The 21,338-nt window shown below is 53.3% G+C and carries 17 protein-coding genes; 6 read left to right on the top strand and 11 right to left on the bottom strand.

The annotated features are described in order from the left end of the window. Nucleotides 1-119: 119 nt before the first annotated feature. From asnB to nagB, 5 genes are all read right to left on the bottom strand, one after another. Nucleotides 120-1,784: an asparagine synthase B gene (asnB, locus tag BJ887_RS15810; RefSeq protein WP_010428626.1), complete on the bottom strand. Its 1,665-nt coding sequence runs from the start codon at nt 1,782-1,784 to the stop codon at nt 120-122. A gap of 249 nt (nt 1,785-2,033) precedes the next feature. Then, on the bottom strand, nt 2,034-2,786 hold the full coding sequence (nagD, locus tag BJ887_RS15805; protein ID WP_020884984.1) for a ribonucleotide monophosphatase NagD: 753 nt from the start codon (nt 2,784-2,786) through the stop codon (nt 2,034-2,036). 45 nt (nt 2,787-2,831) lie between these two features. Then, a complete protein-coding gene (locus BJ887_RS15800; RefSeq protein WP_014169139.1) occupies nt 2,832-4,052 on the bottom strand; it encodes an N-acetylglucosamine repressor in 1,221 nt (406 codons plus the stop codon). A gap of 8 nt (nt 4,053-4,060) precedes the next feature. Continuing rightward, entirely contained in the window at nt 4,061-5,209 is a 1,149-nt protein-coding gene (nagA, locus tag BJ887_RS15795; RefSeq protein WP_073395755.1) for an N-acetylglucosamine-6-phosphate deacetylase, read from the bottom strand. 55 nt (nt 5,210-5,264) lie between these two features. Further along, on the bottom strand, nt 5,265-6,065 hold the full coding sequence (gene nagB / locus BJ887_RS15790; RefSeq protein WP_008501061.1) for a glucosamine-6-phosphate deaminase: 801 nt from the start codon (nt 6,063-6,065) through the stop codon (nt 5,265-5,267). 326 nt (nt 6,066-6,391) lie between these two features. Here nagB and nagE point away from each other — a divergent pair, with 326 nt between their 5' ends. The 4 genes from nagE to chiQ all read left to right on the top strand — a co-directional run bounded on the left by nagE (nt 6,392) and on the right by chiQ (nt 12,399). Continuing rightward, nucleotides 6,392-8,341: a PTS N-acetyl glucosamine transporter subunit IIABC gene (gene nagE / locus BJ887_RS15785; RefSeq protein ID WP_040016938.1), complete on the top strand. Its 1,950-nt coding sequence runs from the start codon at nt 6,392-6,394 to the stop codon at nt 8,339-8,341. A gap of 169 nt (nt 8,342-8,510) precedes the next feature. After that, the gene (glnS, locus tag BJ887_RS15780) at nt 8,511-10,178 is read left to right on the top strand and encodes a glutamine--tRNA ligase (protein WP_025204665.1); all 1,668 of its coding nucleotides are present in this window, start codon (nt 8,511-8,513) and stop codon (nt 10,176-10,178) included. 446 nt (nt 10,179-10,624) lie between these two features. Continuing rightward, complete coding sequence (chiP, locus tag BJ887_RS15775) at nt 10,625-12,022, top strand: chitoporin (RefSeq protein ID WP_020884980.1); 1,398 nt, start codon at nt 10,625-10,627, stop codon at nt 12,020-12,022. Between the two features lie 47 nt (nt 12,023-12,069). Then, entirely contained in the window at nt 12,070-12,399 is a 330-nt protein-coding gene (gene chiQ / locus BJ887_RS15770) for a ChiQ/YbfN family lipoprotein (RefSeq protein ID WP_025204664.1), read from the top strand. A 108-nt stretch (nt 12,400-12,507) separates the two neighbouring features. On the opposite strand, the gene fur is transcribed toward chiQ, so the two are convergent. From fur to ybfF, 4 genes are all read right to left on the bottom strand, one after another. Further along, on the bottom strand, nt 12,508-12,954 hold the full coding sequence (fur, locus tag BJ887_RS15765) for a ferric iron uptake transcriptional regulator (RefSeq protein ID WP_014169146.1): 447 nt from the start codon (nt 12,952-12,954) through the stop codon (nt 12,508-12,510). A 288-nt stretch (nt 12,955-13,242) separates the two neighbouring features. Then, nucleotides 13,243-13,773, bottom strand: coding sequence for a flavodoxin FldA (fldA, locus tag BJ887_RS15760; protein ID WP_008501067.1), 531 nt, complete (start codon nt 13,771-13,773; stop codon nt 13,243-13,245). A 155-nt stretch (nt 13,774-13,928) separates the two neighbouring features. Then, nucleotides 13,929-14,216: a LexA regulated protein gene (ybfE, locus tag BJ887_RS15755; RefSeq protein WP_014169148.1), complete on the bottom strand. Its 288-nt coding sequence runs from the start codon at nt 14,214-14,216 to the stop codon at nt 13,929-13,931. Between the two features lie 128 nt (nt 14,217-14,344). Further along, complete coding sequence (ybfF, locus tag BJ887_RS15750) at nt 14,345-15,118, bottom strand: esterase (protein ID WP_014169149.1); 774 nt, start codon at nt 15,116-15,118, stop codon at nt 14,345-14,347. 183 nt (nt 15,119-15,301) lie between these two features. Between ybfF and seqA the strand changes: the two genes are divergently transcribed. Both seqA and pgm read left to right on the top strand, forming a co-directional pair. Beyond that, on the top strand, nt 15,302-15,850 hold the full coding sequence (seqA, locus tag BJ887_RS15745; protein WP_020884977.1) for a replication initiation negative regulator SeqA: 549 nt from the start codon (nt 15,302-15,304) through the stop codon (nt 15,848-15,850). A 24-nt stretch (nt 15,851-15,874) separates the two neighbouring features. Next, nucleotides 15,875-17,515 carry a phosphoglucomutase (alpha-D-glucose-1,6-bisphosphate-dependent) gene (gene pgm / locus BJ887_RS15740; protein ID WP_020884976.1) on the top strand — a complete coding sequence of 547 codons (1,641 nt, stop codon included), beginning with the start codon at nt 15,875-15,877 and terminating at the stop codon, nt 17,513-17,515. A 70-nt stretch (nt 17,516-17,585) separates the two neighbouring features. Here the strand turns inward: pgm and potE are convergent, their stop codons facing one another. Both potE and speF read right to left on the bottom strand, forming a co-directional pair. Further along, nucleotides 17,586-18,899, bottom strand: a complete 1,314-nt coding sequence (potE, locus tag BJ887_RS15735) for a putrescine-ornithine antiporter (protein WP_014169152.1) — start codon at nt 18,897-18,899, stop codon at nt 17,586-17,588. Continuing rightward, a complete protein-coding gene (speF, locus tag BJ887_RS15730; RefSeq protein ID WP_044866355.1) occupies nt 18,896-21,094 on the bottom strand; it encodes an ornithine decarboxylase SpeF in 2,199 nt (732 codons plus the stop codon). Before speF ends, potE begins: the two co-directional genes overlap by 4 nt. Nucleotides 21,095-21,338: the final 244 nt, after the last annotated feature.

The following is a 21,338-nucleotide window of genomic DNA, read 5'->3' as shown; positions in this document are numbered from 1 at the left end:
TTAGGTTGCGAACAGCGTGACCGAATATTCGGCAATTATTGGTTATTTATCGTTTTTGGGGAGTGAAATAGGGGGCAAAAAAAATCAGGCCCCGCAGGGCCTGATTGGATGCTTTTCGATTACTTATAGGCAGACTGGTGTACGCCTACCGCACGTCCTGATGGATCGTTCATTGACTTAAAAGATTCATCCCATTCAATGGCTTTAGCCGAAGAACAGGCAACGGACGGGCCGCCCGGAACACACTCCGCCGCACTCGGCACCGGGAACAACTCTTCAAAGATTTCACGGTACAGATACGCTTCTTTGGAGCCTGGCGTGTTGTACGGGAAGCGGAAGCTCGCGGTTTCCAGTTGCTGATCGGAAACCTGTTTTGCCGCCACCTCTTTCAGGGTATCGATCCAGCTATATCCGACACCGTCAGAGAACTGCTCTTTCTGACGCCATGCCACGCTCGCCGGCAGGTAGGATTCGAAACATTCACGCAGGATATGTTTCTCCATTTTGCCGTTGCCGCACATTTTGTCCTGCGGGTTGATGCGCATTGCCACGTCGAGGAATTTCTTATCCAGGAAGGGAACACGGGCTTCCACACCCCAGGCAGACATCGCTTTGTTGGCGCGTGCGCAGTCAAACATATGCAGCGCCTGCAGTTTACGTACTGTCTCTTCGTGCAGCTCTTTTGCATTCGGCGCTTTGTGGAAATAGAGGTAGCCGCCAAACACTTCGTCAGATCCTTCACCGGAGAGCACCATCTTAATGCCCATCGCTTTGATCTTACGCGACATCAGGTACATCGGTGTGGAAGCGCGAATGGTGGTCACATCGTAGGTTTCGATGTGATAGATAACATCGCGGATCGCATCCAGGCCTTCCTGCACGGTGAAGTGGATCTCATGGTGCACGGTACCGAGATGGTTTGCCACTTCCTGCGCGGCTTTCAGATCCGGTGCGCCTTCCAGGCCCACAGCAAAGGAGTGCAGTTGCGGCCACCAGGCTTCTGAACGTTCCTGATCTTCAACACGACGCGCGGCGAATTTCTTGGTGATCGCGGAGATCACGGACGAGTCCAGCCCGCCGGAGAGCAGTACGCCGTAAGGCACATCTGACATCAGGTGGCTTTTAACAGAATCTTCCAGCGCCTGACGCAGTTCGGCTTTATCAGTCACGTTGTCTTTAACCGCATCATAGTCGAACCAGTCGCGCTGATAGTACTGACGGATCTCGCCGTCTTTACTCCACAGGTAACTTCCTGCCGGGAACTCTTTAATGGTGCGGCAAACCGGCACCAGGGCTTTCATTTCTGAGGCGACATAAAAGTTGCCGTGTTCATCGTGACCCATATACAGCGGGATAATACCAATATGGTCGCGGCCAATCAGATAGGCATCTTTTTCGCTGTCGTACAGGGCGAAGGCAAACATACCCTGCAGATCATCGAGGAATTCCGGGCCTTTCTCCTGATACAGCGCCAGGATCACTTCACAGTCAGAACCGGTCTGGAAGGCGTAACGGTCGCCGTACTCGGCGCGCAGCGCCTGATGGTTATAGATTTCACCGTTGACAGCCAGCGCGTGTGTTTTTTTCTCGTTATACAGCGGCTGCGCGCCGGCGTTGACGTCAACAATGGACAGACGTTCGTGTGCCAGGATGGCTTTATCGCTGGCGTAAACGCCGGACCAGTCCGGGCCGCGATGGCGCATCAGGCGGGACAATTCGAGTGCCTTTTTACGCAGTTCGCCTGCGTCAGTTTTAATATCCAGTACGCCAAAAATTGAACACATAACCTTCTCCGTTAACCCTGTTGCTTTGTAATGTTGCTTGCTTATGAAAATGCCGCAAAGGGGGAGGGCGCGCAAGGGTTTTACGGGATAAAACGGAAATAGTGCAATGCTGATTGCCGAATAGTGAAAAACGAGTACGTCATGAACGCTTTTATTGATGATTATGCAATAAATAGGCTGTTTTGTTAGATGTGAGGTTGTTTATCGGGCGTGAAAATAAAAAACCACGCGCTGAGGCGTGGTTTGGGATCAGATAATATCAATTTCTTCGACGGAGGGATAAATCCAGCTCGGCCGGAAGGGCATGGCGTCAATATCGTCGAGCGTGGAGACACCGGAAAGCACCAGAATGGTTTCCAGGCCCGCCTGGAATCCGGCCAGGATATCGGTGCGCAGGTTGTCGCCGACAATCACCGTTTCTTCAGAGTGGGCCTGCATCTTGTTCAGCGCGGCACGGATGATCCACGGGCTGGGCTTGCCCACGTAGAACGGTTTCCGGCCAGAGATCTTTTCGATACCGGCACACAGCGCGCCGCAGGCAGGGTAAAAACCACGGCCGTGGGTATCCGGGTTGGTGGCAATAAAACGCGCACCGTTGGCAACAAAGTAGGAGGCTTTGTGCATCATCTCCCAGTTATAGGAGCGCGTTTCGCCAACGATCACAAAGTCCGGGTTCACATCTGTGATGGTAAACCCTGCCTTATATAACTCGTGGATCAGCGCCCCTTCACCCACCACGTAGGCCTTTTTTCCTTCCTGGCGCTTGAGGAAATCAGCGGTGGCCATGGCAGAGGTATAAAACACGCTGTCCGGCACGTTGACGCCTGCTGTGGCAAAGCGGTTTGCCAGGTCCTGACCGGTCTGAGAAGGGTAGTTCGTGAGAAGAACCAGAGGCATTCCTTTGTCGATGATGCGGTGAAGAAATTCCGCAGCACCTGGTACAGCAACGTTGTCGTGCATCAGCACGCCGTCGATATCACAAATTACATTCTTAATGGTCATGGACATTCCGACATCAAAAAAAGAAGGCGTTACTATAAGACCCGATCAACTTTCCAGCAAATGTTGCAACAGAATACCGTTGAGCATGGCGCGTTTAACCAGCGCAAATGCGCCTATCGCTGAGCGATGGTCAAGCTTAGAACGAACGACGGGAAGGTTCTGGCGGAAGGCTTTCAGCGCCTGAGTGTTAATGCAGCCTTCAATGGCGGGCAGCAGGACCTTCTCGGCCTCCACAATCTCACCGGCGATCACCACTTTTTGCGGGTTAAACAGGTTGATGGCGATGGCGATGGTTTTACCCAGATGGCGTCCCACCTGCTCAATAACTTCACAGGCCAGCGCGTCGCCTTTGTTGGCGGCTTTGCAAATAGTCCCTATCTTGCAATCGTCCAGCGTGACGCGGCTCTGGTAACCCTGTTCAAGCAGATGGCGCACCCGCTGTTCAATCGCCGTGTTGGCGGCAATCGTCTCCAGACAGCCAAAGTTTCCGCAGTGGCAGCGTTCGCCAAGCGGCTCTACCTGAATATGACCAATCTCACCGACGTTACCGTTGCGGCCAATAAAAATGCGCCCGTTAGAGATGATGCCTGCCCCTGTCCCGCGGTGTACGCGCACCAGAATCGAATCTTCACAATCCTGGCTCGCACCAAAGTAGTGCTCTGCCAGGGCCAGAGAGCGGATGTCGTGCCCCACGAAACAGGTCACTTTAAAGCGTTTTTCCAGCGCATCTACCAGCCCCCAGTTCTCAACCTTTATATGGGGCATATAACGGATCACGCCGCTTTCGGGGTCTACCAGGCCTGGCAGGATCACCGAGATCGCAATCAGTTCACGGATTTTGCGCTGACAGCTCTCGATAAAGTGTTCAATGGTATTCAGCAGCGCGTGTTCCAGCGTCTCCTGAGTGCGCTCCGGAAGCGGGTAGTGTTCTTCCGCGATGGCTTTGCTGCTCAGATCATAGAGCGTAAGGGTGGTGTCATGACGACCAAGACGGACGCCGATCGCCTGAAAATTGCGGGTTTCGGTAATAATGGAGATGGCGCGGCGGCCTCCGGTGGAGGCCTGCTGATCGACTTCTTTGATCAGTCCGCGCTCAATGAGCTGACGGGTAATTTTTGTCACGCTGGCGGGAGCAAGCTGGCTTTGTTCGGCTATCTGAATGCGCGAGATTGGCCCGTGTTGGTCAATCAGACGATAAACCGCCGCGCTGTTAAGTTGTTTAACGAGATCGACATTACCGATTTGAGCTTGTCCGCCTGGTGTCATACTTTTACTTACTCAGTGACGACCTCGTTACCATTAACGATGGTCTTGATAATTTTATAATCGTGTGTGAATGCCGTCAGGTTTGCAACCATACCTGGTGCAATTCCGCCAAGCTGTTTATTTACGCCCATCGCGCGCGCAGGATAAAGGGTCGCCATACGCAGGACTTCATCAAGCGCAATCCCGCAATGTTCAACCAGGTTACGCACCCCTTCAATCATCGTCAGGGAGGAACCACTCAGCGTACCGTTTTCATCAACACACAGTCCATTGCGGTAGTATATTGTTTTACCGGCAAAAATGAACTGCTCAATATTTGCCCCTGCCGGTGCGGTGGCATCGGTTACCAGACAGAGTTTGTCACCTTTCAGGCGCTTGGCGTTGCGAATGTTGGTGTAATCAACGTGCAAGCCGTCAGCAATAATGCCGCAGTAAACGTCCTGCTCATCGAGAATCGCCCCGACCAGCCCAGGTTCACGACCGGTGATATACGGCATCGCGTTGTACAGGTGCGTCGCAAAGGTAATGCCGGCGCGGAATCCTGCTTTCGCTTCTTTTTGCGTTGCGTTTGAATGGCCCGCTGAAACGACAATCCCGGCGGCGGCCAGTTTGCTGATAACGTCAGGTCCCGCGATTTCAGGAGCCAGCGTCACTTTGGTGATCACATCGGCGTTGGCACACAGGTAGTCGACCAGCTCAGCGTCAGGTTTTCGCACGTAATCCGGGTTATGCGTCCCTTTTTTCACGATGTTCAGCCACGGTCCTTCAAGATGCAGACCCAGCGCCTGATTAGGGTGTTTTGCCAGGTAGTCGCGCATCACGCGGATACCCTGTTTCATGAGATCATCACTGCTGGTGATGAGGGTTGGCAGATAGCTGGTGCAGCCCGATTTCTCGTTGGCTTTCTGCATGATTTCCAGCGTGTCGACCGTCACCGCGTCCGCGGTATCATTAAATTGCACACCACCGCAGCCGTTCAGCTGTACGTCGATGAAACCGGGGGAGATTACTGCTCCATTGAGTGAGCGCTGTTCAATCCCCGGCGGCAGCTCTGCCAGTGGGCAAACACGTTCAATCAGGCCATTGGCGATAACAATCGCATGGTCATCCAGAATATCATGGCCGGTATAAATCCGACCGTGGGTTAAAGCGTACATAACGACCCCCGGTTAAAAAAAGCGGCCGCCTCTTGATGAAGAGGCGGTTATTCAATTACAGACCTTTGATGTTCTCAGCTTCTAACTCGTTGAAGTATTTAAGCGTTTTCACTTTCAGCTCCATCGTGGACGGTTCGTCGCACACGATGACTGATTTTGGATGCAGCTGCAGGCAGCTGATGGTCCACATGTGGTTAACGTTGCCTTCAACGGCAGCCTGGAGCGCCTGCGCTTTCACGCCGCCCAGAACCAGAATCATCACTTCTTCGGCATCCAGCAGGGTGCCTACGCCTACGGTCAGGGCGTATTTTGGAACCTGGTTAACATCACCGTCAAAGAAGCGGGAGTTTGCCACGCGCGTGTCATGGGTCAGGGTTTTAATACGCGTACGGGAAGCCAGAGAAGAGGCCGGTTCGTTGAACGCGATATGACCATCGTTGCCCACGCCACCCATGAACAGGTGGATTTTACCGTAGGAACGGATTTTTTCTTCATACTGACGGCATTCTGCGTCAATATCAGGCGCGTTTCCATTCAGCAGGTTAATGTTTTCAGCCGGAATATCAACGTGATCAAAGAAATTACGGTGCATAAAGCTATGGTAGCTTTCCGGATGATCCTTGGGTAAGCCGACATACTCATCCATGTTGAAGGTCACAACATGTTTGAAGCTAACCTGGCCTGCTTTATGCATCTCAACAAGGGCTTTATACGCGGTCAGCGGCGTGCCGCCGGTAGGAAGGCCGAGAACGAAAGGACGATCGGCGGTGGGTTTGAACGCGTTAATACGGTTAACGATATGACGGGCGGCCCATTTACCGACTTGTTCAGCAGTTGCCAGGGGAATCAGTCTCATTGTTCACCTCAAGAGTTAAAGTAGAAGAGTGGGCGGATGGCTATCGGAACCTGAACTAAGCGTAACCTGGAACCTTTCAGGCCGGATCAATCCGTCTTGATTTTTTGAATGATAAAATAAGTTTTCACTGTTAGCCAGAGAAAGGGAGGGTTATTAACGATATTTGGTGACAAAAATCACAAAAAATACGTGTTTAATTTGCGATACGAATTAATTTTTCACACACTCACAATGCCAGTGAATCATCAACTGTATTTATCGTTGTCGACACAATAAAAACATAGTTTATGCACGAGCCTTAATAAGGGTCTCGTAGGGGGAATAGGATGAATATTTTAGGTTTTTTCCAGCGCCTCGGTAGGGCTTTGCAGCTCCCTATCGCCGTGCTACCGGTTGCAGCACTGCTGCTGCGATTCGGGCAACCCGATCTGCTTAATGTGCCATTTATCGCGCAAGCGGGTGGCGCGATTTTTGACAATCTGGCGCTGATTTTCGCCATCGGTGTGGCATCCAGCTGGTCAAAAGACAGCGCGGGTGCAGCGGCGCTGGCCGGGGCTGTCGGTTACTTCATCCTGACGAAAGCGATGGTGACGATAAACCCAGAAATTAACATGGGCGTTCTGGCAGGTATCATTACCGGTCTGGTCGGCGGGGCTGTTTATAACCGTTGGGCGGGGATCAAACTGCCAGACTTCCTGAGCTTCTTCGGCGGAAAACGTTTTGTGCCGATTGCGACAGGCTTCTTCTGTCTGATTCTGGCCGCGATCTTTGGCTACATCTGGCCACCGGTGCAGCACGCTATCCATGCGGGCGGTGAGTGGATTGTTTCCGCTGGCGCAGTGGGTGCGGGTATCTTCGGTTTCATCAACCGTCTGTTGATCCCAACCGGCCTGCATCAGGTGCTGAACACCATTGCCTGGTTCCAGATTGGTGAGTTTACCAACGCCGCGGGCGCGGTATTCCACGGGGATATCAACCGCTTCTATGCAGGTGACGGCACCGCGGGCATGTTCATGTCGGGCTTCTTCCCTATCATGATGTTTGGTCTGCCGGGCGCGGCGTTGGCTATGTACCTGGCCGCACCGAAAGCGCGTCGTCCAATGGTTGGCGGGATGCTGCTGTCAGTTGCCATCACCGCGTTCCTGACCGGTGTTACTGAGCCGCTGGAATTCCTGTTCATGTTCCTGGCTCCGCTGCTGTACCTCATGCACGCTGTGCTGACGGGTATTAGCCTGTTTGTTGCAACGCTGCTGGGTATCCATGCGGGCTTCTCCTTCTCCGCCGGCGCGATCGACTACGTGTTGATGTACAACCTGCCAGCGGCGAGCAAGAACGTCTGGATGCTGGTCGCAATGGGTCTGGTGTTCTTCGTTATCTACTTCGTTCTGTTCACCGCAGTCATTCGTATGTTTAACCTGAAAACACCAGGCCGCGAAGATACGAAAGACGACATCGTTACTGGCGAAGCTAACAGCAATACCGAAGAAGGGCTGACCCAGCTGGCAACCAATTATATTGCCGCAGTAGGCGGTACGGATAACCTGAAAGCTATCGATGCATGTATTACCCGTCTGCGCCTGACGGTAGGGGATTCTGCGCGCGTTAACGATGCCATGTGTAAACGTCTTGGCGCATCCGGCGTGGTGAAACTGAACAAGCAGACCATCCAGGTTATCGTGGGTGCGAAAGCGGAATCGATTGGCGATGAAATGAAGAAAGTGGTTGCCCGTGGACCGATCGCGGCTTCTGCAGCGAACAGCGCGCCAGTGACGGAAGCCCCGGTGGCAAAACCGCAGGCCGTCCCTAACGCAACGACCATTGCCGCGCTGGTTTCACCGATTACCGGTGAAGTGGTTGCGATTGAGCAGGTGCCTGACGAAGCGTTTGCCAGCAAAGCTGTCGGTGACGGTGTGGCGGTGAAACCAACGGACAAAACCGTGGTGTCACCGGCTGCCGGGACCATCGTTAAAATCTTCAACACCAACCATGCGTTCTGCCTCGAAACTGAAAAGGGCGCGGAGATCGTTGTCCATATGGGTATCGATACCGTCGCGCTGAACGGTCAGGGCTTTACTCGCCTGGTGGAAGAGGGGGCCGACGTGGTGGCAGGTCAGCCGATTCTGGAAATGGATCTGGATTACCTGAACGCTAACGCGCGCTCCATGATTAGCCCGGTCGTTTGCAGCAATATCGACGACTTCAGCGGCCTGGTAATTCAGGCGAAAGGTCAGGTCGTTGCGGGCCAGACGCCACTGTATGAGATTAAAGGCAAGTAATCGCTCCTGAGTAGAGTCATGCCTTAAGCGGCGGGGGTTTTCCTCCGCCGCTTTTTTTTACAGCAATTGCCCCCATTATTTTCTTCAGAGACGTTTTAAGGGTTGTCACTACGTCCGGCTTATAAGATCATATGCCGTTATACGTTGTTTACGCTTTGAGGAATCCACGATGAGTGAGGCTGAAGCCCGCCCGAGTAACTTTATTCGTCAGATCATCGATGAAGATCTGGCCAGTGGTAAGCACACCACAGTTCATACCCGTTTCCCGCCGGAGCCAAACGGCTACCTGCATATTGGTCATGCAAAATCGATCTGCCTGAACTTTGGCATCGCGCAAGACTACCAGGGACAGTGCAACCTGCGTTTCGATGACACCAACCCAGTAAAAGAAGACATCGAATACGTTGAGTCTATTAAGAATGACGTGCAATGGCTGGGCTTCAACTGGTCTGGCGATATCTGCTACTCCTCTGACTATTTTGATCAGCTGTATGCCTATGCGGTCGAGCTTATCAATAAAGGTCTGGCGTATGTCGACGAGCTGTCTGCTGAAGAGATCCGCGAATACCGCGGCACGCTGACCGCGCCGGGTAAAAACAGCCCATTCCGCGATCGCAGCGTTGAAGAGAATCTGGCGCTGTTTGAAAAAATGCGTGCGGGTGGCTTCGAGGAAGGTAAAGCCTGCCTGCGTGCCAAAATCGACATGGCATCACCGTTCATCGTGATGCGCGATCCGGTTCTGTACCGTATCAAGTTCGCTGAACACCATCAGACCGGTAACAAGTGGTGCATCTACCCGATGTACGACTTCACCCACTGCATCAGCGATGCGCTGGAAGGCATTACGCACTCCCTGTGTACGCTGGAGTTCCAGGACAACCGCCGTCTGTACGACTGGGTTCTGGATAACATCACGATCCCGGTGCATCCGCGTCAGTACGAATTCTCTCGTCTGAATCTGGAATACACGGTGATGTCCAAGCGTAAGCTGAACCTGCTGGTGACCGACAAGCACGTTGAGGGCTGGGACGATCCGCGTATGCCAACCATCTCGGGTCTGCGTCGCCGTGGTTATACTGCCGCGTCTATTCGCGAGTTCTGTAAGCGCATCGGCGTGACCAAGCAGGATAACACCATTGAGATCGCCTCTCTGGAATCCTGCATCCGTGAAGATCTGAACGACAACGCGCCGCGCGCAATGGCCGTCATCGATCCGGTAAAACTGGTTATCGAAAACTACCCGCAGGGCGCGAGCGAAATGGTCTCCATGCCTAACCATCCGAACAAGCCGGAGATGGGCACCCGTGACGTGCCGTTCAGCGGTGAAATCTGGATCGATCGTGCTGACTTCCGCGAAGAAGCGAACAAGCAGTACAAGCGTCTGGTGCTGGGTAAAGAGGTGCGTCTGCGTAACGCATACGTGATCAAAGCTGAGCGTGTTGAGAAAGATGCGGAAGGGAATATCACCACCATCTTCTGCTCTTACGACGCTGAAACCCTGAGCAAAGATCCGGCAGATGGCCGCAAAGTGAAAGGCGTGATCCACTGGGTAAGTGCAACACATGCGCTGCCGGTTGAAATTCGGCTGTACGATCGTCTGTTCAGCGTGCCTAACCCAGGTGCAGCAGAAGACTTCCTGGCGACAATCAACCCGGAATCTCTGGTCATCAAGCAGGGGTATGCTGAGCCGTCTCTGAAAGCCGCTGAAGCGGGCAAAGCGTTCCAGTTCGAACGTGAAGGCTACTTCTGCCTCGACAGCCGTCACAGTACCTCGGAAAAACCGGTGTTTAACCGTACCGTTGGCCTGCGTGATACCTGGACTAAAGTCGGCGAATAATAACGCTGCTCTGGTCAATGAGAGACAAACGCCGCGTAATGCGGCGTTTTTTTATTGAATGATCATATCGTTAAGCGCGAGCAAAAATAATGTCTGCGCAATATTCAGGTCAATGTGGTGCTACTTATTTTTCTAAAAAAAGTTTGTATATTTCTGAAAATAGTGAAGGCCTGAAAATAACCAGTAATTTACACAATTACTGGCTTAAATTTAATGACTTGCCCCGCCAAATCTCGTCTCCCGCTAAATGTTACAAAGCACTACGAATTATGTGCACTTCGTCATAATCCTGACTTTTGCCCACGGAAAAGCATTGATAATTCGCGTCGCGAAAAATAACCTAAAGGCGGTAGTTAATTCGAGGGTATTTCTGACTACCCCTGACCTTTTGGTCTTTTATATTTTTCGCCGTTCAGGCGTTTTAATTCGTCAAAGAGGAATAATCTATGCGTACGTTCAGTGGCAAACGTAGTGCGCTGGCGCTGGCTATCGCCGGTGTGACAGCAATGTCAGGCCTGGTGATTGCGCCAGAGGCTAAGGCAGCAGGTTTCATCGAAGATTCTACCCTCACGGGCGGTATTTATTACTGGCAGCGTGAACGTGACCGTAAAGACGTTACCGAAGACAAATACAAAACCAACCTTTCTCACTCTACCTGGAACGCCAACCTCGACTTCCAGTCAGGCTATGCCGCCGATATGTTCGGCCTGGATATTGCCGCATTCACTGCAATCGAAATGGCGGAAAATGGCGACAGCGGACACCCGAACGAAATTGCCTTCTCGTCCAGCAATAAGGCCTATAAAGAAGACTGGTCCGGCGATAAAAGCGGTATCAGCCTGTATAAAGCCGCTGCAAAATTCAAATATGGTCCAGTCTGGGCGCGCGGCGGATATATTCAGCCAACTGGCCAAACCCTGTTAGCGCCACACTGGAGTTTTATGCCTGGTACTTACCAGGGCGCTGAAGCTGGCGCTAACTTTGACTACGGTGATGCGGGTGCGTTGAGTTTCTCCTATATGTGGACCAACGAATACAAAGCCCCGTGGCATATCGAAATGGATAAGTTTTACCAGAACGATAAAAAGACCAAAGTGGATTACCTCCACTCGCTGGGTGCGAAGTACGATTTTAAAAACGACCTCGTGTTAGAAGCCGCCTTTGGTCAGGCTGAAGGTTATATCGATCAGTATTTTGCCAAAGCCAGCTACAAGTTTGATATCGCAGGGAGTCCGTTGAGTACCAGTTACCAGTTCTATGGCACGCGAGACAAAGTCAGCGATGGTGGCGTCAACGATATTTATGACGGCACGGCCTGGCTGCAGGCGCTGACCTTTGGCTACAAAGTGGGGCAGGTGGATTTGCGTCTGGAAGGAACATGGGTGAAGGCGGAAGGGCAGCAGGGCTACTTCCTGCAGCGTATGACCCCGACTTACGCATCTTCCAACGGTCGTCTGGATATCTGGTGGGATAACCGCTCTGACTTCAACGCCGACGGCGAAAAAGCGGTCTTCTTCGGCGCAATGTATGACCTGAAAAACTGGAACCTGCCGGGCTGGGCGGTGGGCGCCTCCTATGCGTATGCCTGGGATGCCAAACCGGGCGACATGGCCACACCGGATGCATACTACGATCCGAACTACCGTCTGAAAGAGTCCTCTTACAGCCTGGATGCCATCTATACCGTGCAGGATGGACGTGCGAAAGGCACGATGTTCAAGCTGCACTTCACGCAGTATGACAACCACTCTGATATTCCAAGCTACGCGGGCGGTTACGGCAACATCTTCCAGGATGAACGTGACGTGAAATTCATGGTTATCGCACCATTCACTATCTTCTGATGAACGCTCCGGCGGGTTCCGTCCCGCCGGAATGGAGACTGCACATGATGAAAAAAATGGTAATCGTCGCGTTGCTGGCCTCGGGGCTGGTGGCTTGCGCCCAGGACCCGGCGCCGAAAGAAGATTCTCGCCTGAAGGAGGCTTACAGCGCCTGCATTAACACCGCTGAAGGCTCACCGGAGAAAATTGAAGCCTGCCAGAGCGTGCTGAATGTGCTGAAGAAAGAGAAGGCGCATGAGCAGTTTGCGACGCAGGAAAATGTTCGCGTGATGGACTATCAGGCCTGCATTCAGGCGCGTAAAACCGGTAACGATCAGGAAGTGGCGAAGCGTTGCGACCAGATCTGGAAGGAAATACGCAGTAACAACGGAAATTAATTAAGCGTGTTAAGGCCCGGTGGCGCTGTGCTTACCGGGCTTTTTTTCGCCGGGTGACAGGCAAAAAAAAGCCAACCTTGCGGCTGGCTCAGAGTATGAAAGTTCGACTTATTTGGCGTCGTGTGCGTGATCGTCTTCGCGGCAATCACCTTCAGCACAGTGACCATACAGATACAGGCTATGGTTGGTCAGGCGGATACCATGACGAGCAGCGATTTCACGCTGACGTGCTTCGATGGAATCATCGCTAAATTCAATGACCTTGCCACAATCCAGGCAGATCAGGTGATCGTGGTGCTGCTGCTGGGTCAGTTCGAATACAGATTTACCGCCTTCGAAATTATGACGGGTAACAATGCCCGCGTCATCAAACTGGTTCAGCACGCGATAGACGGTTGCCAGCCCAATCTCTTCACCCATGTCGATAAGACGCTTGTAAAGGTCTTCCGCACTGACATGGTGATTGTCTGGACCCTGAAGCACTTCAAGGATTTTTAACCGAGGAAGCGTAACTTTCAGGCCAGCCTTCTTTAATGCGGTATTGTTGTCAGTCATGCGGAATCTGTCCTGTTGCTAAACGATTCACTTCTGGAGGAAGTGACAGAAAATGCACCTGGAATAATGCGTCTCATTATAGAACTGCCATGGCTAAATGAAAACTGCAAGTCTCAGGCAAAGTATGCTTATAAAAACGTGGTATCACCGACAAACTTACTCAATGGCACCCCATTTTACCTGGGAGACATTGTACAGGTCTGGGCGAAAAAGTTAAAAGATTGTAGCGATTAATTTAATCGTTTGACCTGGTTCCTGGGCGCAACCGGGGTTGCGCCACAATAACAATCAGGCGTTAAGAATATCGTCCAGGTGCAGTTCTTCGCGGATCTGCTTCACCCACTTCTCAACGCGCTCTGCGGTCAGTTCTGGCTGACGGTCTTCGTCGATCGCCAGACCCACGAAGTGGTCGTCATCGGCCAGGCCTTTAGACGCTTCGAAGTGGTAACCTGCAGTCGGCCAGTGGCCTACGATAACTGCACCATTCGGTTCAATGATATCGCGGATAGTGCCCAGCGCGTCACAGAAGTACTCAGCGTAGTCTTCCTGATCGCCGCAGCCAAACAGGGCGACCAGCTTGCCGTTGAAGTCCACTTCTTCCAGCGTCGGGAAGAAATCATCCCAGTCACACTGGGCTTCACCGTAGTACCAGGTTGGGATACCCAGCAACAGGATGTCATAGCCTTCGAGATCTTCTTTGCTGCTCTTGGCGATGTCATGCACATCGGCAACGTCTTTACCGAGCTGTTTTTGAATGTTTTTTGCGATATTTTCGGTATTGCCGGTATCACTGCCGAAGAAAATGCCGATGATTGCCATGAGTAAAATAACCTCTTGAAACTTAATGGTATGGTGGCGCAATTTGTCCACGGATAAGGGCAATAATAGCAGAACTGGCAACCCCGCGGAAACAGCTATCGCGCAGGACTGCACTCTGTGCTACATGAAAAGGGTAAGAAAGGGGATTTTCAGACTTATGCCTGGCGGCGCAACGTCTCAAGCTGGGCGATCAACATCTCTTCAATGAGCTCGCTACGGCTGATATTACGCGCTTCAGCCAGTTCGTTAAGCGCATCGACGGCGTCGGCATTGAGCTTCAGTTCGACACGCTTAAGCCCACGATTTTTATCGCGTTTAAGCTGGTTGCGTTTATTAATACGCAGCTGTTCATCGCGCGAAAGCGGATTCGTTTTCGGTCGTCCCGGTCGACGCTCATTCGCGAACAGATCTAGTGTCGTACGGTCCGTTTGTTCTTTGGCCATGATTCTGAGACTTCGGGGGAAACAAGCCGCCCTGCTATTGCCCGGGCGATGAGCGCGCCATCATACATCACCAAAAACGGCACGCCAACGACTGGAAGCCCGCAACCTTCCAGTCGCTCTCTTTTTAATCAATTCGCAGTATCAGAGAGATAGCGTCGGATGGCGCGTAACACGGCGTCAGGTTTTTCCGCGTGAACCCAGTGTCCGGCACCGGCGATGACATGGGCACGGGCCTGCGGGAATTGCGCCAGCAACGTGTCGCGGTAGGCGTCGGTGACATAAGGGGAGTTACCGCCGCGAATAAAGAGGGTAGGGTGTTGCCAGGCGGGCACCGTATCCCAGCCGACGATGTTGTTGTACTGCGCCCAGAGTACCGGCACGTTGAAACGCCACTGGCCGTCGACAAACGACTTCAGAAGAAACTGAATAACGCCTTCTTCATTAAGATGTTCGCGCATGACGGCTGTGGCCTGTTGGCGGGTTGAAACCCCAGCCTCTGTCACCGCATTGATGGCAGCAAAAATGTCGTCATGACGGCGCACGTCGTAATCCACCGGGGCAACGTCGATCACGACCAGACCGTTGATTCTGTCCGGTGCCAGCGCCGTCAGGGCCATTACCGCCTTGCCGCCCATAGAATGCCCGATGAGCGTCACCTTCTGAAGATGGTTGGCATCAAGCGTATCGAGCAGATCCTGGGCCATTGCCGCGTAGGTCATCTCCTCTGAACGCCCGGAAAGACCGTGATTTCGCATATCGACCTGCAAAATATCGTGATCGGTAACCAGATCGCGCGCCAGCACCCCCAGGTTATCCAGGCTGCCAAAAAGCCCGTGAACCAGTACGATGGGAGAATTATTGTTCGGCGATTGTGCAGTTTGCGCTCGGGTATTCAATTTCATGGCAAAGTTCTTTTTTTACGTATGTCAGGTTAGGGTATCATGTTGACCATTCTGCCGCCCGGCTGCAAGGTTCCAGTTTAATCTGACTTTTGCCGCCAACCTGGTTTGACGCTATCCGCTGTTGGAATTTAACTTTATAATCCCAACGACTTGTATTCAGATAAGATATCGCACTGGATTAAGATGAAAACAATCGAAGTTGATGACGAACTCTATCAGTATATTGCCAGCCAGACGCGGCATATCGGGGAGAGTGCGTCCGACATTTTACGGCGCATGCTTAAAATTTCCGCCGCCTCACAGCCTGCTACCCCAGTCACTAAAGATGTCGTGTCTCAACAAAACGTTGTTGCACAAGCAAAACCTGCCGTCGCGCAAGTGAAAGACAAAGTACGTGCGATGCGCGAGTTGCTGCTCTCTGATGAGTACGCCGAGCAGAAAAAAGCGGTTAACCGCTTCATGCTGGTGCTGTCTACACTCTATTCACTGGATAACAAAGCGTTTGCTGAAGCGACCGAGTCGCTGCACGGTCGTACCCGCGTCTATTTCGCGGGCGACGAGCAAACGCTGCTGCAAAATGGCAACCAAACCAAACCTAAACATGTCCCGGGCACACCGTACTGGGTCATCACCAATACCAATACGGGCCGCAAGTGCAGCATGGTTGAACACATCATGCAGTCCATGCAGTTCCCGGCGGAATTGATTGAAAAGGTTTGCGGTACAATTTAACCCTTGCATCAGAAGGACCCGGTAATGGCAAATCACAGCCGTGCAGGCCAACCTGCACAACAAAGCGATTTGATTAACGTCGCTCAGCTGACCGCGCAGTATTACGTGCTGAAACCGGTCGTGGGCAACGCAGAACACGCAGTGAAGTTTGGTACATCTGGCCACCGCGGTAGCGCGGCGCGCCATAGCTTTAACGAACCGCACATTCTGGCTATTGCTCAGGCCATCGCGGAAGAGCGCGCTAAAAACGGCGTTACCGGTCCGTGCTATGTGGGAAAAGATACCCATGCTCTGTCTGAACCGGCGTTCATTTCCGTGCTGGAAGTGCTGACGGCGAATGGCGTTGACGTCATTGTTCAGGAAAATAACGGCTTCACGCCGACCCCTGCGGTCTCTAACGCGATCCTTGTCCACAACAAAAAAGGCGGCGCGCTGGCTGACGGGATTGTGATTACTCCATCACACAACCCGCCGGAAGACGGTGGGATCAAATACAACCCGCCTAACGGTGGACCGGCAGACACGAACGTCACGAAAGTGGTTGAAGATCGTGCCAATGCGCTGCTGGCGGATGGCCTGAAAGGGGTGAAACGCCTCTCTCTGGATGCGGCCATGGCATCCGGCCATGTGAAAGAGCAGGATCTGGTACAGCCATTTGTGGAAGGTCTGGCGGATATCGTCGATATGGCGGCCATCCAGAAAGCCGGTCTGAAGCTGGGCGTTGACCCTCTCGGCGGCTCCGGTATCGAATACTGGAAACGCATCGCAGAGCATTACAAGCTGAACCTGACCATCGTTAACGATCACGTTGATCAGACCTTCCGCTTTATGCACCTGGATAAAGACGGCGCAATCCGTATGGACTGCTCTTCCGAGTGCGCGATGGCGGGCCTGCTGGCGTTGCGTGATAAATTCGACCTGGCGTTTGCCAACGACCCGGATTATGACCGCCACGGTATTGTCACCCCGGCAGGGCTGATGAACCCGAACCATTATCTTGCGGTTGCCATCAACTACCTGTTCCAGCATCGTCCACAGTGGGGCAAAGAGGTGGCTGTAGGTAAAACGCTGGTCTCCTCGGCGATGATTGACCGCGTGGTTGAGGCGCTGGGCCGTAAGCTGGTGGAAGTACCGGTAGGCTTCAAATGGTTTGTTGACGGTCTGCACGACGGCAGCTTCGGTTTTGGCGGTGAAGAGAGCGCGGGCGCATCCTTCCTGCGTTTCGACGGCACGCCATGGTCTACCGATAAAGACGGGATCATCATGTGCCTGCTGGCAGCGGAAATCACCGCTGTCACCGGTAAAAATCCGCAGGAACACTATAACGAGCTGGCGGCACGCTTTGGCGCGCCAAGCTATAACCGTATTCAGGCTGGCGCGACCTCCGCGCAGAAAGCAGCGCTGTCTAAACTCTCTCCGGAGATGGTCAGTGCCAGCACGCTGGCCGGTGACCCTATCACGGCCCGTCTGACGGCGGCCCCGGGTAACGGTGCCTCTATCGGTGGTCTGAAAGTGATGACCGAAAACGGCTGGTTTGCCGCGCGTCCATCCGGTACGGAAGATGCATACAAAATCTATTGTGAGAGCTTCCTCGGCGACGAACACCGTAAGCTGATTGAGAAAGAAGCGGTAGAGATTGTCAGCGAAGTGCTGAAAAACGCGTAAATCGCGGTGGGCTGATGCCCTCACGATGCAGTCAAAACGGCAACCCTGGGGTTGCCGTTTTGCTTTTGCATTAACTGTGTTTATTTTTCAATTCAAACCGCGGTGATACCAGACCGTACAGCGTCCAGCCCATAAAGGTCACCATCGCACCATACAACATGGCTTCCTGGCCGGAAGAGTAGAGCGCATAGAAGCTGTAAATTGCCCCAATCAGCGCCACAATATTCGCCACCCTCGCTTTGCCTGCATCCACCTTCGCCACCTTCTGAATGATGACCAGCGCCGCCATCGACAGAATATACGGAATGATATTGGTCACTACCGCCAGGTTGACCAGCACGTTGAACTGGCTGTTCAGCGACGGGCTGATGGTCATCAAAGATAACCCACTCTGGAAGATGACAATCGCCAGCATGCCCTGAACCGGTGCCTCTGCTTTGCTGACCCGGGAGAAGATTTTCGGAAAATACCCTTCGTCAGCGGACGATTTAAAGACCTGAGCGATGGTGAACTGCCAGCCGAGGAGCGAGCCGCAGCAGGACATCACCATCAGCCCCATGATCACTTTCCCGACACCCGGCGTAAACATTTGCGCAAAGGCCAGACCGAACGGTGCCGTGGAACTGGCAAGATCCATGTTCGGTACAATCCCTGCAATCACGTTGGTTGAGACAATGTAAATGGCAGCAGCGCCCAGCGTACCGCCAAGCACGGCAATCGGTACGTTCTTCTCCGGGTTTTCCACCACTTCGGCGTTAGCACACGCAGATTCCAGCCCCAGGAAGGCCCACAGCGTCATGGCGATGGAAGAGCCCACTGCGGTGAAGAACGGAACATGGTGTGGGTTCCAGGAGTTGACGTACAGCGTGGGGCTAAACCAGAACCAGCCGATGATGCACAGCCCAACCACCGGGATAATGACCCCCCAGACGGTAATACTGCTGATCTGTCCGGTAATACGCGCGCCGCCAAAGTTAGCCACGGTGCAGATCCACAGCACGCCGATGGTCGCCAGCCCGATTTGCACCGGGGTCAGCGCCACACCGAACAGCTCCGTACCGTAACCCACGGCGGAAATGGCAATCGCCACGTTAGCGATCAGCAAAGAGACGCCGTAGGTGTAGTTGGCCATGAAGTTACCGGATTTGCCAAAGGCATATTCGGCGTAGCCGCCCATCCCGCCGGGCTTGCGGCTGAACATACCGCACTTGGCGAATGCCCAGGCCAGTGCCATTGACCCCACTGCGGTCACCATCCAGGAGATAATCGAAATGGTTCCTACTTCCGCAAGCTTGGTGGGCAGCATGATGATCCCGGACCCCATCATGTTTACCATGGTGAGAATGGTCAGCTGCACCACGCCCATTTTATTGGACTTGCTCATATTTTTTCTCCTTTCAGCAGCGATGGCTGAGCGGCAGCGTGTTTGATGACGTTACAACGAACCTGCTTACGACCGTCACACTCCTCAACGTAAACGCCCTGCAGTTCCGGCGCGAAGCCCGGTAAAAGGTTGATACCCTCTTCCAGCGCAGCAAAGTAGCGCAGCACGGAACCGCCCCAGACTTCACCCGGCACAACGCACAACACCCCCGGTGGATAAGGAAGGGCACCTTCGGCGGCAATGCGACCTTCCGCATCGCGCAGCGAGACCAGCTCGACCTCACCCCGCAGGTAGGCATAGTTCGCCTCTTGCGGGTTCATCATGACGCGCGGGAAGTGAGACTTGCGGAACATCTCTTTTTGCAGCTGCTTCACGTTGTGGCGGGCGTACAGCTCATGCATTTCCTGGCAAATCTGGCGCAGGGTGTAATCTGCATAGCGCTCCGGATACTGTTTACAGACAGAAGGCAGTACCTCTTTGAGGGGGGCATCCGTCTCGAGCAGTTTTTCGAAGCGCACCAGTTGCGCGACCAATTGCTGCAGTTTGCCCATATCCTCGGCAGGCGTGAGCAGGAACAGGATGGAGTTGAGATCGCATTTTTCCGGCACGATGCCGTTTTCACGCAGGAAGTTGGCGAGAATAGTGGCGGGGACGCCGAAATCCTCGTACTCACCGGTCCTGGCGTTAATACCCGGCGTGGTCAGCAGCAGTTTGCACGGGTCGATAAAATACTGATGTTCGGCATAGCCTTCGAAGGCGTGCCAGTGTTCACCTGGCACGAAGTGGAAGAAGCGCAGGTCCGTGGCAATCTCAGCGGTGTCCCAGCTTTCCCACGGACGGCCATCAACCAGTTCCGGCACGAATGGGCGAAGATACTGGCAGTTCTGCAGGATCAGCTTACGGGCTTCGATACCGGTCACCACGCAGTCCATCCACATGTTGCGGCCGCTCTGGCCCTCATGCATGCGGGCGTTGATATCCAGTGCAGCAAACAGCGGATAGAACGGGCTGGTGGACGCGTGCATCATGAAGGCGTTATTCAGCCGCTTATGCGGAACATAGCGCTGCTGGCCTTTGATGTGGCTGTCCTTCTTGTGGATTTGCGAGGTCTGCGAGAAACCGGCCTGCTGTTTATGGACTGACTGGGTGACCAGGATCCCCGGATCGTTTTCATTCAGCTCCAGCAGCAGCGGAGAGCAATCGGCCATCATCGGAATAAACTGCTCGTAACCCACCCAGGCAGAGTCAAACAGGATGTAGTCGCACAGATGGCCGATGTTATCCACGACCTGGCGAGCGTTATAGATGGTGCCATCGTAGGTACCCAGCTGGATCACCGCCAGGCGGAACGGACGCGCGTCGCGGGCACGGCCCGGCGCCACTTCGGATACCAGCTCACGCAGATAATTCTCCTCGAAGCAGTGGGCGTCGATGCCGCCAATAAAGCCGTACGGGTTACGTGCGGTTTCCAGATAGACCGGCGTTGCGCCCGCCTGAAGAAGTGCTCCGTGGTGGTTGGATTTATGGTTGTTGCGATCGAACAGGACCAGGTCGCCCGGAGTGAGAAGGGCGTTGAGCACCACTTTGTTGGACGATGAGGTTCCGTTCAGCACGAAGTAGGTTTTATCGGCATTAAAGACTTTCGCCGCATGCTGCTGCGCAATGCAGGGTGCCCCTTCGTGGATCAGCAGATCGCCCATCGCCACGTCGGCGTTGCACAGGTCTGAGCGGAAAAGGGTTTCGCCAAAGAAATCGACAAACTGATTGCCGGCAGGGTGACGGCGGAAGAATTGCCCGCCCTGGTGACCCGGACAGTCGAAGGCGCTGTTACCCTGTTTGACATAGTCGACCAGAGCCCGGAAAAACGGCGGACGCAGTTGGGTTTCATACTTCTGCGCGGCCGCTTCCAGTTGGCGTCCGTGAAAGTCGTTGCTGGTGTCTGATGCTTCGAATACGCCGTGGATCCGCGATAAATACTCTGCCGGGATAATTTCTTCTTTATGCGTCGCGACAAAAACAGGAATGCCAAATCCGGTTGCTTCTATTTCTTCTATACGACCAGTGAAAATATCGCTGACGGCCAGAACAATGGCGGCAACATCAATATAATCCGTGGCGTTGATATCCACCAGTTCACGGTGAGTGGTAAAGCAATCAGGGCAGGCGCGGCTGGCTGCAATTTTTAAACTTTTCATCTTTCTCTCTTTATTTTAGGTAATAACAGTCCCTCGATTTCTTGCAGAAAAGAAATCGATAATATGCCGGAAAACAGCAAAAGGAGGCCGCTGATTAAAAAAATCAGTAATGCGTTTTTTGCTGAATGGAATTCAGTCCGCCCGGTCGCGGATGAGCCTGAATTAAGATGAATGAGCGCACGGGTTCACAGGCAAGGGCCTGTAAAATAGGGTGTTTCAGGATAACCTGTAATCGGGTGCGCCA

It is taken from the genome of Enterobacter sp. WPR_3_1 (assembly GCF_003635055.1).
In the GTDB taxonomy this organism is placed as follows: domain Bacteria; phylum Pseudomonadota; class Gammaproteobacteria; order Enterobacterales; family Enterobacteriaceae; genus Enterobacter; species Enterobacter ludwigii.
Note: the sequence above shows the minus strand (reverse complement) of the source record. Positions and strands in the feature narration are given on the sequence as shown.

Excerpts from the sequence above, each read along its gene's own strand:
- asnB (WP_010428626.1), bottom strand. The coding sequence starts at position 1,784 with ATGTGTTCAATTTTTGGCGTACTGGATATTAAAACTGACGCAGGCGAA.
- nagD (WP_020884984.1), bottom strand. The coding sequence starts at position 2,786 with ATGACCATTAAGAATGTAATTTGTGATATCGACGGCGTGCTGATGCAC.
- BJ887_RS15800 (WP_014169139.1), bottom strand. The coding sequence starts at position 4,052 with ATGACACCAGGCGGACAAGCTCAAATCGGTAATGTCGATCTCGTTAAA.
- nagA (WP_073395755.1), bottom strand. The coding sequence starts at position 5,209 with ATGTACGCTTTAACCCACGGTCGGATTTATACCGGCCATGATATTCTG.
- nagB (WP_008501061.1), bottom strand. The coding sequence starts at position 6,065 with ATGAGACTGATTCCCCTGGCAACTGCTGAACAAGTCGGTAAATGGGCC.
- nagE (WP_040016938.1), top strand. The coding sequence starts at position 6,392 with ATGAATATTTTAGGTTTTTTCCAGCGCCTCGGTAGGGCTTTGCAGCTC.
- glnS (WP_025204665.1), top strand. The coding sequence starts at position 8,511 with ATGAGTGAGGCTGAAGCCCGCCCGAGTAACTTTATTCGTCAGATCATC.
- chiP (WP_020884980.1), top strand. The coding sequence starts at position 10,625 with ATGCGTACGTTCAGTGGCAAACGTAGTGCGCTGGCGCTGGCTATCGCC.
- chiQ (WP_025204664.1), top strand. The coding sequence starts at position 12,070 with ATGAAAAAAATGGTAATCGTCGCGTTGCTGGCCTCGGGGCTGGTGGCT.
- fur (WP_014169146.1), bottom strand. The coding sequence starts at position 12,954 with ATGACTGACAACAATACCGCATTAAAGAAGGCTGGCCTGAAAGTTACG.
- fldA (WP_008501067.1), bottom strand. The coding sequence starts at position 13,773 with ATGGCAATCATCGGCATTTTCTTCGGCAGTGATACCGGCAATACCGAA.
- ybfE (WP_014169148.1), bottom strand. The coding sequence starts at position 14,216 with ATGGCCAAAGAACAAACGGACCGTACGACACTAGATCTGTTCGCGAAT.
- ybfF (WP_014169149.1), bottom strand. The coding sequence starts at position 15,118 with ATGAAATTGAATACCCGAGCGCAAACTGCACAATCGCCGAACAATAAT.
- seqA (WP_020884977.1), top strand. The coding sequence starts at position 15,302 with ATGAAAACAATCGAAGTTGATGACGAACTCTATCAGTATATTGCCAGC.
- pgm (WP_020884976.1), top strand. The coding sequence starts at position 15,875 with ATGGCAAATCACAGCCGTGCAGGCCAACCTGCACAACAAAGCGATTTG.
- potE (WP_014169152.1), bottom strand. The coding sequence starts at position 18,899 with ATGAGCAAGTCCAATAAAATGGGCGTGGTGCAGCTGACCATTCTCACC.
- speF (WP_044866355.1), bottom strand. The coding sequence starts at position 21,094 with ATGAAAAGTTTAAAAATTGCAGCCAGCCGCGCCTGCCCTGATTGCTTT.